At 68.2% G+C, this 15,757-nt stretch carries 12 protein-coding genes; 6 read left to right on the top strand and 6 right to left on the bottom strand.

Features of this window, described 5'->3' with window-relative positions:
- Both AB4Z47_RS26700 and AB4Z47_RS26695 read left to right on the top strand, forming a co-directional pair.
- Positions 1-1,124: amino acid permease (locus AB4Z47_RS26700; RefSeq protein WP_441954747.1), on the top strand; the 1,124-nt coding region annotated here is incomplete at its 5' end.
- Between the two features lie 133 nt (positions 1,125-1,257).
- Positions 1,258-3,720: a tetratricopeptide repeat protein gene (locus AB4Z47_RS26695; RefSeq protein WP_441954746.1), complete on the top strand. Its 2,463-nt coding sequence runs from the start codon at positions 1,258-1,260 to the stop codon at positions 3,718-3,720.
- Between the two features lie 6 nt (positions 3,721-3,726).
- Here the strand turns inward: AB4Z47_RS26695 and AB4Z47_RS26690 are convergent, their stop codons facing one another.
- Positions 3,727-4,083 carry a DUF1707 SHOCT-like domain-containing protein gene (locus AB4Z47_RS26690; RefSeq protein WP_441954744.1) on the bottom strand — a complete coding sequence of 119 codons (357 nt, stop codon included), beginning with the start codon at positions 4,081-4,083 and terminating at the stop codon, positions 3,727-3,729.
- Positions 4,084-4,309: 226 nt separating this feature from the next.
- Here AB4Z47_RS26690 and AB4Z47_RS26685 point away from each other — a divergent pair, with 226 nt between their 5' ends.
- The 4 genes from AB4Z47_RS26685 to AB4Z47_RS26670 all read left to right on the top strand — a co-directional run bounded on the left by AB4Z47_RS26685 (position 4,310) and on the right by AB4Z47_RS26670 (position 8,943).
- Positions 4,310-5,044 (top strand): MerR family transcriptional regulator, encoded by a 735-nt coding sequence (locus tag AB4Z47_RS26685; RefSeq protein ID WP_441954742.1) that lies wholly within the window; start codon positions 4,310-4,312, stop codon positions 5,042-5,044.
- Positions 5,041-5,871, top strand: coding sequence for a dihydrofolate reductase family protein (locus AB4Z47_RS26680; protein WP_441954740.1), 831 nt, complete (start codon positions 5,041-5,043; stop codon positions 5,869-5,871). Before AB4Z47_RS26685 ends, AB4Z47_RS26680 begins: the two co-directional genes overlap by 4 nt.
- Positions 5,872-5,983: 112 nt before the next feature.
- Positions 5,984-6,355, top strand: coding sequence for an AAA family ATPase (locus AB4Z47_RS26675; protein WP_441954738.1), 372 nt, complete (start codon positions 5,984-5,986; stop codon positions 6,353-6,355).
- A 41-nt stretch (positions 6,356-6,396) separates the two neighbouring features.
- A complete protein-coding gene (locus AB4Z47_RS26670) occupies positions 6,397-8,943 on the top strand; it encodes an ATP-binding protein (RefSeq protein ID WP_441954736.1) in 2,547 nt (848 codons plus the stop codon).
- Positions 8,944-8,984: 41 nt separating this feature from the next.
- Here the strand turns inward: AB4Z47_RS26670 and AB4Z47_RS26665 are convergent, their stop codons facing one another.
- The 5 genes from AB4Z47_RS26665 to AB4Z47_RS26645 all read right to left on the bottom strand — a co-directional run bounded on the left by AB4Z47_RS26665 (position 8,985) and on the right by AB4Z47_RS26645 (position 15,710).
- Positions 8,985-9,530, bottom strand: coding sequence for a hypothetical protein (locus AB4Z47_RS26665; RefSeq protein ID WP_441954734.1), 546 nt, complete (start codon positions 9,528-9,530; stop codon positions 8,985-8,987).
- Between the two features lie 31 nt (positions 9,531-9,561).
- Complete coding sequence (locus AB4Z47_RS26660) at positions 9,562-9,927, bottom strand: hypothetical protein (RefSeq protein ID WP_441954733.1); 366 nt, start codon at positions 9,925-9,927, stop codon at positions 9,562-9,564.
- An 802-nt stretch (positions 9,928-10,729) separates the two neighbouring features.
- Entirely contained in the window at positions 10,730-11,383 is a 654-nt protein-coding gene (locus AB4Z47_RS26655; protein WP_441954731.1) for a TetR/AcrR family transcriptional regulator, read from the bottom strand.
- Between the two features lie 86 nt (positions 11,384-11,469).
- Positions 11,470-14,058 carry a polynucleotide kinase-phosphatase gene (locus AB4Z47_RS26650; RefSeq protein WP_441954729.1) on the bottom strand — a complete coding sequence of 863 codons (2,589 nt, stop codon included), beginning with the start codon at positions 14,056-14,058 and terminating at the stop codon, positions 11,470-11,472.
- Positions 14,055-15,710 (bottom strand): 3' terminal RNA ribose 2'-O-methyltransferase Hen1, encoded by a 1,656-nt coding sequence (locus AB4Z47_RS26645; RefSeq protein WP_441954727.1) that lies wholly within the window; start codon positions 15,708-15,710, stop codon positions 14,055-14,057. The genes AB4Z47_RS26650 and AB4Z47_RS26645 overlap by 4 nt, the downstream gene beginning before the upstream one ends.
- Positions 15,711-15,757: the final 47 nt, after the last annotated feature.

Genomic DNA, 15,757 nt, shown 5'->3' with positions numbered 1-15,757 from the left:
TACCGCAGTGGCTGATCGCCCTGGTGGCCCTCGCGCTGGTGGTGAGCATCAACCTCATCTCGGTGAAGTGGTTCGGCGAGCTCGAGTTCTGGGCCGCGCTGATCAAGGTGGTCGCGCTGGTCGCCTTCCTGATCATCGGCACGGTCTTCCTCGCGGGACGTTTCACCATCCAGGGGCAGCACACCGGTCCTAGCGTCATCGCCGACAGTGGCGGGCTTTTCCCCGCCGGCATACTTCCGCTCGTCCTGGTCACCACCGGTGTTGTCTTCGCCTATGCCGCAGTGGAATTGGTCGGTACGGCGGCGGGTGAGGCGGAGAACCCGGAGAAGATCATGCCGCGCGCGATCAACTCCGTGATCGCCCGGATTGCGCTGTTCTACGTCGGGTCGCTGGTGCTGCTCGGGCTGCTGCTGCCCTACACCGCCTTCAAGGACGGTGAGAGCCCCTTCGTCACCTTCTTCTCGCGGATCGGCGTGGATGGGGCCGGCTCGGTGATGAACCTCGTGGTGCTGACCGCGGCCTTCTCCAGCCTCAACGCCGGTCTGTATTCGACCGGCCGGATCCTGCGCTCGATGTCGATGAACGGCAGTGCGCCCACCATCGCGTCGCGAATGTCGAAGGGCGGTGTGCCCTACGTCGGCATCCTCGCCACCGGCGCGGTCGCGCTGATCGGCGTCGGCCTGAACGCTGTGGTGCCGGACAAGGCGTTCGAGATCGTATTGAACATGTCGGCGCTCGGCACGATCGTCGCGTGGGCCGCGATCGTGGTCTGCCAGCTGCAGCTGTGGCGCTGGTCGCGCACCGGTCGCGCGGAGCGTCCGTCCTTCCGGCTGATCGGCGCGCCCTACACGAGCTTCGCGACGTTGGCCTTCCTCGTCACCGTGGTTGGTCTGATGGCCTTCAGCGACGACGAAGTGCAGCGGGGCGCGGTGATCGCCATGGTCGTGGTCGTTGTTCCGGCGCTGGTCGGCGGCTGGTTCCTGGCGCGTAAGCGGGTGCTGCGCGTCGCGGAGGTCCGTCAGGGCGTCACCGGGCAGTTCCCGGTTCTGGCCGAGCGGCCGCCGCGCAAGAACGCGGCGGGTGGCGATACGGTGGTGATTCTCGACAAGCCCGACGAGGAGTGAGCCAGCCTCCGCCCCGGGCGCTACCGCCCGGGGCGGATAACCTATTCCCAATGTTGGGAACAATACTAACGCGCATCGACAGGTAGCGGACCAGAATGAAACCCCGATCGAACGGTGGGTCTGAGAGGTTCGTATGCCGGAGCACCCCAGCGCATCCGACCGTCCACTCGCGCATCCGTGGGCGAATCGGCGAATGCGCGGCACCGAGGTGCCTCGGCGAAGTTCTCACCCATGGGCGACTCGGCACCTGCTCAAGACCGAGATCCCCCCACGGCTGCCCAATCCGTGGTCGACGCCTCAATTTGCCGAGGGGCAGCCGAAGCAGCGTGCCGTCGCCGTCGAGTCGATGCCGAGCATCGTCGAACGCACGGCCGCTGCGGACATCGCGTCCATACCCTCCTCGGAACTCACGATCAGCACCGCCGAGCTGCTCGACGGCCTTCTGGAATCGGATCCCGGTTCCGGCCGCAGCGGCCGGTCGCGACCGAGCGGGCGAAGGTTGGGTGACGGCCTCGTGTCCATGCCCAAGGTGAGCCCGCTCGATCCGCGTTCCGCGGTCATGCAGAGCCCGGAAATGCCGGAGCACAAACGGTTTTGCTGGAAGTGTCAGCAGCCGGTCGGCCGCACCACAGACGCCGGGCCCGGCGTGGTGGAGGGCGAGTGCGGCCGGTGCGGATCGCCGTTCAACTTCCGACCCTCGCTCCAGCCGGGGGAGATGGTCGCCGACCAATACGAGGTGCAGGGCTGCCTGGCCCACGGCGGGCTCGGCTGGATCTATCTCGCTGTCGATCGCAACGTGAGCGACCGCTGGGTGGTCTTGAAAGGGCTGCAGAATCCGCTCGACTTCGAGGCTCACGTGGTCGCCCTCGCCGAACGCCAGTTCCTCTCCGAGGTGGCCTACCCCGGCATCGTCAAGATCCACAACTTCGTCAAGCACCAGTCCCGCCGCGACGTTCCCGACGGCTATATCGTCATGGAGTACGTCGGCGGCCGCTCACTGAAGAAAATGCTCGATCTGCGTGCACCGGAACGTATTCCGGTCTCGGAGGCGATCGCCTTCATGATGGAGATCCTTCCCGCGCTGGATTATCTGCACTCGTTCGGACTCGCCTACAACGACTTCAAGCCCGACAACATCATGGTCAGCGAGGACGAGGTCAAGCTGATCGATCTCGGCGCCGTCGCCGCGATGGAGTCCTACGGAAGCATCTACGGCACCCCCGGCTACCAGGCGCCCGAGATCACCGAGACCGGCCCGACAGTGGCCTCGGACATCTACTCCGTCGGCCGTACCCTGGCCGCACTGGTGCTGGACATGCCCAAGACCGCCGACGGTCACCAACTGCCCGGGATCCCTTCGGCGGACGAGCAGCCGCTGCTGCTGCGCTATCCGTCGTTGGACCGGCTGTTGCGGCGGGCCACCGACCTGGATCCGCAGCGACGCTTTCCGACCGCCTATTCGATGTACGGCCAGCTCGCTGGCGTACTTCGGATGGTACTGGCCGCCGATACCGGCATGGAGCATCCCCAGGCATCGCTCGAATTCGGGTCCATGCGTGGCGATTTCGGCATCGAGACACTGATCGGGCAGACCGACGGGATGGCCGACGGACGCCATCGACTCCCCGCGCTGGATGCGCCGAGCGTCGTTGCGGCCCTGCCGGTTCCGTTGATCGACAGCGAGGACCCCAGCGCCGACCTGCTGTCCACCCTGCTGCACGGCGACCCGAGGCACGCCCTCGACGCGCTGCGTCGCACTGCCGACCGGATCGTCTCCGGCACGATCCGGGAGCCGGAGACCTTCGAGCTGGAGGGAACGCTGACCGCAGTCCGCGCGCACCTCGATCTGGGGGAGGTGGTGCCCGCGTGCGATCGGCTCGCCGATCTGCGACCGAGTTATGCCACCGACTGGCGGATCGAGTGGTACTCGGCTGTCGCCGCGCTGCTGGACGGCCAGTACGAACGCGCCTACGAGTACTTCGATCTGGTGCACGGCATGCTGCCCGGTGAGATCGCGCCCGCCCTTGCGCTGGCCGCCACCGCGGAACTCACCCTGCAGCATCTCGGCGAGCTCGACGACGACAACCGCTGGCATCAGCTCGCCATGGAGTACTACCGGACGGTGTGGCGGACCAACCACGGCGTGGTGAGCGCGGCCTTCGGACTGGCCCGCAGGCTCGCGGCCGACGGTGCACTGCGCGAGGCCGTCGCCGTGCTCGACCAGGTGCCGGAGGCATCGCGGTATCAGAGCGTGGCGCGGATGACCGGCTGTCTGCTGCTGGTCTCGCAGCCGATTCCGGAGACCACCGAGGCCGACCTCATCGAGGCGGCGGCGCGACTCGACGCTGCGCCGGACGAGCCGAGAGCGCTGCAACTACAGGTCATCGTGGTGGGTGCGGCGTTGGAGTGGGTGCGCGCCGGTGGGCAGTCGGCGGAACCCGAGGCGACCCTGCTCGGTTTCCCGGTCACCCTTTTGGGCTTGCAGCGCGGGCTCGAGTCCAGTCTGCGCGCGCTGGCCCGGATCGCGCCGCACCGCCTGCACCGGTATCGCCTCGTCGACCTGGCCAATCACGTGCGGCCGAAGTCCAGGTGGTGACCGGGCTCAGACCGTCCGTGCGGTGAGCATGAAAAGCGCTGGTGCGGCCAGGATAACGAGCAACCACAGCCAATTGCCGGTGGACAGGGCGAGTACCACTGCGAAGACCACGGCCGCCCCCGCCAGCACCGCGAGGCGAGGCAGTGGATTGGTCGGTGGCAGCTCCGGTGCCTGCGGTGTGCCGCCTGGCAAATCGGCGAACAGTTCGGCCAGTTGGCTCTTGCTGGTCGCCGCGGCGACGACCGCGCTGAGTTCGTCGAATTCGGTCAGGCTCAGTCTGCCCGCGCCGAGGTGTTGCGTCAGCTCGCGCATTGCTCGCTCGCGGTCCGCGATACTAGCCGGGGGGCCCGCAGATTCACCCATGTCGGAAGGATAGGCGTAGGGGCAAAAGCCGTGCACCACGTGAGTTTTCCAAGGGCGGGAAGGTCGGCCTGCCGCGCAGGACACTGCCGTATGCCGCCGTGCCCCTGTCCGAATGAATCGGCGCGGACCACGTGGAGTTTGCTGATTTGTCGCCGGAGAGTGGGTCGCCGTCAAAATGCCCGCGCACCGGCCGTCCATTCGTGTTGCGATGTGGTTTCCTTGAGGTATGACTGCGGGCGTGGAGTACACGATCGACGAGCTGGCGCGGGAGGCCGGTACGACCGTGCGCAGCCTACGGGTTTACCACGAACGGGGCGTACTGCCGCCGCCTCAGGTCAAGGGCCGGACCGGCTTCTATGGCGCCGACCACCTGAACCGGGTACGGACCATCAGCAGGCTGCTCGATCGGGGGATAAAAATCAACGGCATCAAGGAATTGCTCAAAGCCTGGGATCGCGGTGACGACCTGGGCGACATCCTCGGCGTCGTCGAGCCCGACATGGCCGAGACGGTCGTCGTTGCTGCCGGAGACCTGATCGCGGCGACCGAACTCGCCGAGCGCTACCGCGATGTGCCCAATGGCCTCGCGCGGGTTGTCGCGGCGGGGCTGTACGAGCCGGTGGACGCGGCGACTTATCGGATCGCGGATCGTCGGCTGGTGCACAGCCTCGATCGCATCGTGGACGCCGGCATTCCGGCCGACGAGGTGCTCGGCGAATTGGAGAAGCTGCGCGCTGACGCCGACCGCATCGCCCGCCGTTTCGTCGACCTCTTCCGCCGCACCGCCTTGGCGTCGTTCCAGGAATCCGACCGAGGCCCGGCGGAGGTCGCCGAGCTCGAGGAACAGCTGACGGCGACGCGCGCGGTGCCCGGCGCGGCGACCGCCGAGCTCGTAAACCTATTCGTCACACGGTATCTCGGCCAGGACACCGAACTCGCGGACGCACTGCCGGAGGCATGACCTGCTCGGCTCGGGCGGGGCCGACCGGAATTGTTTCCGTTTCCACTTTCCCATCGTTGGAGATATGTGGCAGTAACGTGCCGTTAATTAGCGGTATATTGGTTGCATCTGGCCGCGTGCTCGCCACACGCGGAGCTACCTATGGCCATGTACTTAGGTATGGCATGCGCAATCTACTGATGCGCGCGAGCGTCGCCTTCGCCGAAAATGTCCCAATCGCACAAGGCAGCAGATGGGTGTGGGCAATGGGAAGCGTGACCCTGTGGATGCAGATGTCGCTGGACGGCTTCGCGGAGGGGCCGGATCAGGAAATCCACTGGCCAGTGGTGGACGAGGAACTGTGCGAGTCGTTGATGGACGAACTCCGCTCGGCCGACCTGTTCCTCTACGGCCGGAAGACATTCGAGATCATGGCATCGTTCTGGCCGACCGCCGACGTGGATCCGGCGATATCGGAGTTCTATGTCGACTTCGCGCGGTGCTGGAAAGAAACGCCCAAGCTCGTCTTTTCGCGCAGCCTGCCTACCGCCGGCTGGAACACGAGAATCATCCGGGAGGATCTGGTCGAGGAGATCACCGCGCTGCGCGGGCGGCCCGGTTGCGACATGGTCCTGTTCGGCGGCGCGGAGACGGCGTCGGCGTTCATGAAGCACGATCTGATCGATGAGTACCGGCTGTTTGTCCACCCTATCCTGCTGGGTGGCGGTATCCCGTTGTTCCCGACACCCGCGGTGGTATCGGGGTTGCAGCTCGTCGATGTGATGACGTTCGACAGCGCTGTTGTCCAGATGCATTACCAGCAGATGGCCTCGGTGTCTTCGGTCTAGCGCACGCATACCCCGAGGTAGCGGCCCCGCCGCCCGAACGGTGGCGGATGTCGTGTGAACTCGAGTCGGCATTGTCGAGCGCGTAGCGGCTTCGTCGGCTAGCTTTCGTTGTATGTCCCTGGTTCAGGCACCAGGTGGCGTGCTGCCTGCATCCACCAGTGAATTCATCGGCCGGGAAACGGAATTGGACCGGTTGGGCGCGTTGCTGGACGGTGACGCGCGCCTGGTCACCTTGGTCGGCCCCGGTGGGATCGGCAAGACGCGATTAGCGGCGGAGGGGCTACGCCGCGGTGTGCGTGCCAGGCGCAGGCCGGTTAGCTCCATCCGGACGGTCGACGCTCAGGTCGCCGCCATCCGGCAGAAGCTGATGATCTCTTCCCGGGCCGACATTGTAGGCCACATTCCCGAAGAACTCGTCGATCGCGTCCGGTACGAATCCGAGCGAAGACCCCGCCGTGCCCGCAAGGGAGCGCACAGTGGATAGGCTGCTCCGACCGATGGTTTTTGATCGATAGGTGCACGTGCATGTCGGAACTGAACCGCGGCGGTGGCGACGGCCCCGCCGCGCCCAGTGAGTTCGTGGGCCGGCACGCCGAACTGCGGCAGGTCGACGCACTGCTGGGCTCGCCGAATGCCCGGCTGATCACCCTGGTCGGACCGGGTGGCATCGGCAAGACGACGCTGGCTGCCGAGGCGGTGCGCCGGTATCGGGGCGCGGCGCGGCACACGGTCTATTGGACACGGCTTGCCCGCCTGGCGCCCGGCGCGGAGACCGGAGCGGTCGCCGAGGAGGTGGTGCAGTCGGTCGCGAAGGGCGGCATCGCGGGCCGGTCCGCCTGGGACGCCCTGGTGGACACTTTCAGCGGTGGCGACGCGGGCGAAGCCCACAGGGCGATCCTGGTGCTGGACAACTGTGAGCACGTGCTCGACGGGGTGGCGCCGCTGATCGTCGGCCTTCTGGAAGTGGTGCCCGGACTAACCGTCGTCGCGACCAGCAGGGAACCGATCGGCTGGATCGACGAGCACCTGGTGGCCGTGCCGCCGCTGTCCAGCGATCACGCCCTCGAGCTGTTCCGACAGCGCGCCCAACTCACCGGGCGGCCTATCCCGGAGGATCCGGGACAACTTGCCATCGCCGCGCGGATCTGCGGGCATGTGGACAACAACCCGCTGTTCATCCGGCTTGCTGCCGCCCGCCTGCTGCACCGGCCGCCCGCGATCGTGCTGCGCGAACTGTCCGGCGATACCGACGACCGGCGTCTGCAGTGGTCCCACGGCGCCAGGGGCGGAGTCGGGGAACGGCACCGCAGTGTCCGTGACGTGATCGCCTGGTCCTATGGTCTGTGTACCGACCGCGAACAGCTGCTGCTGGACCGGATGTCGGTGTTCGCTACCGGATTCGACACCGACAACGACGAAACCCCCTGCGGCGGAGCGGAATTCGATGCAATCGCGGCGGTGTGCGCAGACCCTGCGCTGCCGGAGGAGGAGATCGATCGCCTGTTGGAGCGCCTGGTCGAACGGTCGCTGCTCTCCGTGCACATCACGGCGGTTACCGTCCGGTACTACCTGCTCGAGAGCGTCCGTGTGTTCGTGCGAGACCGGCTGTCGGTCCGTCACGACGACCTGGACGAGGCGCGGCTGCTTGCCCGGCATCGGCGCTATTACCGGGACCGGGTCGCCGCGGGTCCTGCCACCTGGTACGGCCCACGAGAACAGGACTGGCTCGACTGGGCGCGCGCGGCGTGGGACAACATCCTCATCGCCATCGAGACCAGCCTCGCCGACCCCGAGGAGGCCGTGGTCGGCCTGGAGACCGCCACGACGCTGATGGCGCTGCGTGTCCCGTTCATCACCGGATCCAACCGTGCCATCACCGGTCTCACCGAACAGGCCCTGGAAGCCACTCGGTGGGTCGACCCGCCACCGACCCACCTCCGCGTCGACGCGACCGCGCTGGTCGGATGGATCGCCATCTGGCAGGGCAGACACGTCTACACCGCGCAGCTGCTCGACGAATGCGCCGTGGAGTGCCTGTCCGACCCGGATCTGCGCCGCCGTTGGCGCGAGAGCACCGCCGTCGACATCGGTTTGCCCGCCGCGGTCGAGTTCACCTGGGGGCTGGAGCTGTTGCTCGTCCACCTCGACCTGCGGGCGGTCGATGTCTTGGCGAGGGCACGAAGGAAATTCGCCGCCGCGGGCGACCGGGCTGGAGAGCAGCGCAGCGAGCTGTTCGAGGCGCTCACCTGCGCGAACCTCGGTGACGCCGATTTGGCGCTCGGTGTCGCGCGCGGCCACCTGGGCCGGGCTGTCGCCTCCGACGCGGGCTGGGCGATCTCCTGGGCGGAGCTCGCCTGGATGATCGCGGTGTCCAGACACGGTGACCCACACGAGGCGGTGAAGCTCGGACAGTCGACTCTGGAACGGGTGCTGACGAACGGGGACACCTGGACAGCGGGCTGGGTTGCCCATTTCATCACGATGGCGCTGACCTATATCCTGTCCTCCCAGATCGCCGCGGGCGACGCGGGCCGGGCCACATTGACCGCCGCCGCCACCCGAATCGCCCATCTCCAGGGCGGTATCGCAACGCTGCACCGATCGATGGGCATCGTCGCGGACCGGGTGACGCTGGTGGCGCGCGGTACCGCCCATGCCACCGAGGTCGCGACCTCGGTCATCGGCGCGGGCGCCTATGCGGCCGCAGCCGGTCGCGGTGCCCGCCTGCGGCCGGAACATGATGAGCTGCAACGGTTTCTGCTCGGCAGGCTCGCCATCGACCAGGTGCCGAGCCTGCGCCCGCAGGTCAGGGCGACCGCCTCGCGCTGGGACGAGTTGACGCCCGCGGAACGCGAGGTCGCGGTGCTCGCCGCCGCGGGCTGGGCCAACAGCGCCATCGCCGCGCGCAGGGGTAGTTCGATTCGGACGGTCGACGCTCAGGTCGCGGCCGTCCGCAGGAAGTTGATGGCGGCCACCAGGGCTGACATCACCTGGCACGTACCGGATCACCTCGACGAGCGGGTACGGCTCGAATCCGAGCAGCGGGCGCTGCGAACGCAGCTACGCCCGTAACCGTCGCGGCGGTTACGGGCGTAGCAGCGGTTCGATTTCGGTCAGGTCAGGGAGCCGTCGTTGCAGAGGCTCGCCGACCGCCAGGACTTCTGCGGCGCGGTGCCCGGGTCGAAGGCCCACTGGTCGATCGATCCGGCAGCCTTCCAGAACAGCCCGCCCCGACCGTCCGCGACCACCTGATACACGTCCTCGGAGCCCTCGATGAGCTGGCTTCCGACACAGTAATCGTTGTACTCCGTGCCGAATTGGCGTGCGCCCGCGCTGAACAGGCCGGCGGGGTTGGCGTACGCGCCGGGGTTGGGAACGGTGCTCCGCTGCCCCACCGCACCCCCGCGGTGCCAATAAGGAGCGCCGAACTGGTCGGTTCCGCAGGAGAAGCTCGAGCCGCCCGCGACGACCGTGTCGCCCTGACCGTGGGCTCCGCCCGCCCAGAGGCAGGCAGCGCCCTGGGCCTCGGCGGTGCCCGCGCCGAGGCTGAGGCCGCCCACCGCCATCGCGGCCGACGCCAGCAGCGTGAGCGTGCGCGCCGTGGTGGAGCGCTTCTCGCTACCGGCAGACGTAGCGCGGAGTCCTCTGATTGTAAGCATCGGTCCGCGAGCGAGTGCGTCGACCGCGAAGTCACTGGCACCAGCTGGCCTGCGGGCGGCACACGGTGTAGCCGCTGCCGTCCGGCCGCTGCACCTGCGACCAGCTCGAGCTGCCGTTGTCACCTGTGACGGCGCCGCTCGGGGCGGGCTGGTTCTGGCGCTGGTGGTAGTCGCGAATGGCGTTGTTGTGCTGGTTTTCCCGCAGGGGGCTGCGGTCCTGGTGGTGGAAACCCATGGGATCGATGTGGTGCCAGCCGGTGGTGTCGCCCGAGCCGTTGCGGGGGTCCGAAGGACCCCCGTGCGACTCGGCGGCGGCGAGGCCCGCACCGCCCACTGTGATGGCGCCGATGATCGCGGCGCAGGTGAGCAGTCGCCGGGCTGTGGTGTTGGTGGTCATCGTAAGTCTCCGTTCGGATTCGAGCTGTGGTCGGCGGTGCCGTTCGCGGATCGGTCGACCCGGCGAGTGTCGGTGGTCGGAGCATCCGCCGAAGGATGGGAAGGGGTCCGGGCGGCAGCCGTCGCGGTCGTTGTTGCGGTCGCGGTGCGGCGCCGGTCGTCACGGTCCCGGTCGTTGTGGTTTGAGGAGCCCGGCCTGTCGTGTCCATGGCGGCCCGGGCATTCGGGGCTCGATGCCGCGACGGTCGCGTCGGGCTCGGCCAGCGCTTCGGTCGGCGCCGGGGGGTCCGGCGTGGCCGCTATCGCGCTCACGATCAGCGGTCGGACGAGCCAGGTCTGTGTCCGTCGCTGTGGTGGCGTGATCCCGGTCATTGTTGATTCCGTTCTCTCGTCACCTCGGGGATCGGGGGCGGGCCCGGTGTGGTCCGCTTGATCGTTCCCCATCTATCGTGCCGTTGGATAACGTCACATTAACTGACGTGTCGATGATTGTCGAGGGTTTTTCTCAGGATTGGGAAGCCTCGCGACGGACTGCTTGCCCATTGGGGCGTCTACCTGCGGCGATGCTGACCGTGCTCAGGGTCGACTTAGCTCGTGGCTTCATTAGAAATACGGCCGATCGACCGTATTGTTCGGGGTGCAGTCGACGTCAGCGAAACCACGGGTGCGCAGTTGGGTGGGTCAAGGGGGTGCAGTGTGCAGCGATGGCGCTGATCGTGGCCGGTAGCGTTCGCCGGAGGCGCCGGCTTCTCAGCCGCGGCCCGAACTCGACGGGAAGGCGGGGCAGTGCGCATAGCGCCTGATCACGACAATTGCAGAAATCCATCGATGCTGCGGCGGGCGCGGTCGGCGGCCTCGATGTCGCCGATTCGCAGAGCGGTGTTGGTCGCGCAGAGCACCGCGTCGATCTGGAACGCGATCAGATCCGTGTCCAGCGCGGCGATCTCGCCGGCGGACACCGCGAAGCGCAGTTCGCGTTCCAGCAGGCCGACCCAATCTCGCTGATCGCGAAACAGAGCGTCGCGGACCGGACCCGGCTTGCTGTCGTACTCGGCCATCGTCGCGACCCGGAAGCATCCGCCTGCGAACAGCGGCGTCTCGGCGTAGACCATCCAGTGTCCGACCAGTGCCCGCAGTCGGGCGACGCCGTGCGCCGCGGGCCGCGCCGGTTCGACGACCGCCTCGATGAACCGGTCTCGTGCGTAGTCGACGGCGGCCAGCTGCAGCGCCTCCTTGGTGCGGAAGAGGGTCTGGATCCCGGCCTTGCTGAGCCCGGTATCGGTGGCGAGCCTGCCGAAACTCAGGCCGGTCAAACCGTCCAGCGACGCGATGTCGACCGCCTGCCGCAGTACCGCCGCTCGTGTCTTCGCGCCACGCAGTAGGCGCTTGTCGGTGATCTCGGCGGTGCGTTGCCGGTCGGAGCCGTCGCCACCTTCCATACGGTCGATCGTACTCATGCATACTCGCATCGAACTGAGGGAGCTGGCCGGCCGCCCGGCAGCGCGACTACGCCGAGAACCGAGTGCCGCCGCGCGAGCGGCCTTCACAGCCGCGGGTCGACCGGCTCGGACTCCAGCGCGAGGACCGCGAACACTGCCTCATGGATCCGCCACAGCGGTTCGCCCGCGGCGAGCCGGTCCAGCGCCTCGAGGCCCAGGGCGTACTCCCGCAGCGCCAGCGAGCGTTTGCGGCCCAGCGCACGGATGCGCAGCCGATCGATGTTGGCGGTCCGCAAGTACTCCGGGCCATAGATAATCCGGAGATACTCCACGCCACGGCACTTCACGCCGGGCTGAACAAGGCGGCCGTCGCGGGCCGCCTCGCCGGTCCTGGCGCGGACCAGCGAAGCCAACGGCTTCACCACCATTCCCTCGCAGCCCGCCGCTGTCAGCTCGGTCCACCAGGAGACCGCGGCGGCCTCGCTGTCCGGGTCGTCGAGATCGACGTGCACGTGTCGGGTCGGCGCCAACAGCGCGGAATCGGCCGCGACGAGTCGGTCGATCCGGTCGAGATGCCAATCATGATCGCGGACCGCGAGATTCGCGCCCTCGGCGGCGAGGATCTGGAACGGCGCCAACCGTAACCCGGCCATGCCCTCGACCGGCCAGCAGTAGCGGCCGTAGGCCGCGGTGAACGCCGCCGCGTCGTCCGCACGCGCGGACGTGCGTGCCGCGAGGTCGGCGACATCCAGCCCGCGCGCCGCGACTGCACCGAGCACCTCGGTGGCGGCGCGGAGTGCGGACCTGGCCGCCGCGCCCACCGCGGCGTACTGGTTGCGGAGCAGGCCCACGGCCTTGGCCGACCAAGGCATCAGCTCGGCGTCCAACAGCAGCCATTCGCTGCGCAGATCCTCGAAAAGGCCCGCCGCGTCGGCGGCCGCGCGTACGCCGGCCAGCAGCGACTCGGTCTGCGCGGGATCGTCGAAGAACGGGCGTCCGGTGCGGGTGTAGAGCGCGCCGGTGCCGCCGTCGTCGATGCCGAAACGGTCACGTGCCGCGGCCACCGAACGCGCCACGAGGACGATGGCCCGCGAGCCCATGTGCTTCTCCTCGCACACGAGTCGCCGCACCCCTTCGGCGCGGTAGTAAGCGAACGCCTCGGCGGGGTACTCCAGGAAGCCCGCCAGCTCCGAGGTCGCGCACGGTGCCATGGTCGGCGGCAGGTAGACCAGCCGCCGCGGGTCGAGGGCGAAGCGGCTCATCACCTCGAGCGCGGCGCTCGCGTTCTCCTCGCGCACGCCGACCCTGCCGTGGTAGCGGGTCTCTACGACGCGACGGCCGAGCACGTCGTCGAGGTCGAGAACGCCGGGGTCGCGGCGCACCACGCCGTCCGGCGTAACACTCTTAATGGCCTGCAATGGGCGCACCGGCTCGTACCAGACCTGTTTCGCGGCAACGGATACCGGCTCGCGCTCCGGATAGCGCAGCGCCGAAAGCCGGCCGCCGAATACCACGCCGGTGTCCAGGCAGAGGGTGTTGTTCACCCACTGCAGGTCGAGCACCGGCGTGTGCCCGTACAGCACGGTGGCGCGGCCGCGATAGTCGTTGGCCCACGGGTAGCGCACCGGAAGACCGTATTCGTCGGTTTCCCCGGTGGATTCGCCGTACATCGCGAAGGACCTGACCCGGCCCGACGCGCGGCCGTGATACTCCTCCTTGAGCCCCGCGTGCGCGACGACGAGCTTGCCCTCGTCCAGCACGTAGTGGCTGACCAGCCGCCGGCAGAACTCGTGTGCCGCCTTACGGAAGTCCGCGTCCTCGGCCTCCAGTTGGGCAAGGGACTCGGCGAGGCCGTGCGCGACACGGACCTTCTTGCCATCCAGCGCACGCACCAGCTTGCTCTCGTGATTTCCGGTGACGCACAGAGCCGTACCCGCGGCCACCATGCCCATCACGAGGCGCAGCACACCGGGGGTGTCCGGTCCGCGGTCGACCAGGTCGCCGACGAACACCACAGTGCGCCCATCCGGGTGCCGGGCGCCGACGGCTCGGTGCCGGTCGTCCCGCTCCAGGACGTATCCGAGTTCGCCGAGCAGCGTCTCCAATTCACTACGGCAGCCGTGCACGTCGCCGATCACATCGAAGGGCCCGGAGTGGTCGCGCCTGTCGTTCCACGCCTTCTCGTCGACCAACGCCGCGGCCTCGATCTCCTCGACGCCGCGCAGCACGTACACCTTGCGGAACCCTTCGCGCTCCAGTCCACGCAGGCTGCGGCGCAGTTCGCGCTGTTGCCTGGCGACAACGTGCGCTCCGCGGTCGGCGCGGTCGGCGCGGCGCGCATTGCGCTCCAGGCACACCGCGTCCGGCACGTCCAGCACGATCGCCACCGGGAGCACGTCGTGCGCACGGGCCAGCGCGATCAACTCCTTGCGTGAGCGCACCTGCACATTGGTGGCGTCGACGACCGTGCGCAGGCCGCGCCGCAGCCGGATGCCCGCGATGTGGTGCACCAGCGCGAACGCCTCCGGAGTCGCTGCCTGATCGTTCTCGTCGTCGCTGACGACCCCGCGGCAGTTATCCGACGACACGATGGCCGTCGGCCGGAAATGCTTGCGCGCGAATGTCGACTTGCCCGATCCGGTGCTACCCACGAGCACCACCAGCGACAGCTCGGGTACCGAAAGCTCTGTCATGACCCGTCTCCGGTTCCGTGCTTGGTGAATATCGCCATCTGCGTCGGTGGCCCGAGTTCGGGGTCCGCCACGCCGACCGGCCGATACCGCACCGTGTACCCGTGCCGTGCCGCTACGCCGCCGCCCCAATCAGCGAATTCCGCACGAGTCCATTCGAATCGGTGATCGGCGTGGCGGAACTGTCCGGCCGCCAATCCCTCGAATCGTTCATTGATCTCGGCGTTCGGCGTCGTGACCACCACCGTGGTCGGCGCCGCGGCGCCGAACACCGCGTGTTCGAGCGCGCCGAGCCGCGGCGGGTCGACATGCTCGATAACCTCCATCAACACAGCAGCGTCGTAGCCGCGCAGTCGGGCGTCGGTGTAGGTCAGTGCTCCTTGCCGCAGCGTGAGGCGACGCGACACCTGCTCCGGCAGGCGGTCGACGCGCACCCGGCGCTCGGCGATATGCAATGCCCGCATCGACACGTCGACGCCGACGATCTCGCTGAACCTGGTGTCCACCAGCAGGTCCCGCAGCAGTGCGCCCTCCCCACACCCGAGATCGAGCACGCGCCGCGCGCCTGCCTCGCGCAGCGCGTCGAGCACTGCCGCGCGGCGGGCCACCGCCAGTGCCGTTGTACGCGTGCCGGTTTCGGAATCTTCCGAAGCGGAGCCGGAGGCAGCGCCAGCTGTTCCGCCGGCTGAACTATCCGAAGCTTTTGCGGCGTCGTGCGATTCGTTCTCAGGCACGAAACCGAACACCGTGGTAGCTGCCGTGCCTGTGGAGTCGAGAGCGCCGCGGACGGCGGTGCTCGTCACCGCGTCGACAGAGTTGTGCGACCGCACTGCGTCGGCCGAGTCGTGCGACGGCTCTGCGTCATCGGTCTCGTCGACCGCGTCCAACTGCTCGGGTTCGACATCGTCCACCTCGGCGAGCCGTGCCAGTGCTGTTCGCACCAGCGACTGCCGCCGCGCCAGATACCGCCGCGTGATCCAGCCGCGCTCCGGGTGCGCGCCGAGCCATCCGCCACCGGCCCGGATCAGCTTGTCGACCTCCTCGGCCGCCACCCAGTAGTGCTTGGCTCCGTCGAGTACCGGAAGCAGCACATAGAGGTGGGACAGGGCGTCGGAGAGTCGCATGGTGCCGTCGAGTTCGATGCGGAGCAGATAGGAGTCGCCCCAGTCCGGAAAGGCCGGGTCGAGCGGAAGGGGCGTCGCCGTCACCGTCCAGCCGAGCGGGGCGAACAACCGCTCGGCCACCGCGGCGCCGCCGCGACACGGCACCGACGGCAGTACGAGGCGCAGCGGCAGCGGCGTACGCACCAGCTCGGGTCGCAGATCGCAGCGGCCGTGCAGCGCGGTGCGGAACACCGCCCCGATCGCCACGGACAGCAACGAGGACGCCGCGTACGGCCGATCGTTGACGTACTGGCCGAGGCTGAAGTCCGGTGTGCTGCGTGCACGTCCGCGCACCAGTCGAATCGGGTCTACCTCGAGCAGCAGCACCGCCGTGCACTTCGCGTCGGTGGCCTCCGGGTACACGACATGCGCTGTGCCGTAGGACTGTTCGAACGCCTGCACGCGGCCGGGGTTCTTGTGCAGCAGGAACCCGAGATCGGTCGCAGGCCACCCGGCGCCGTCCGGCGGCGTACAGGTGATCGTGAGAAGCATCCTGCGATCGTCGCCCAGCCGACCGGGCCCCGCAAGGAATTTCGCGC

The organism is Nocardia sp. 2TAF39, assembly GCF_052114905.1.
Classification (GTDB): Bacteria; Actinomycetota; Actinomycetes; order Mycobacteriales; family Mycobacteriaceae; genus Nocardia.
This window is presented reverse-complemented; position numbering and strand designations above follow the sequence as displayed.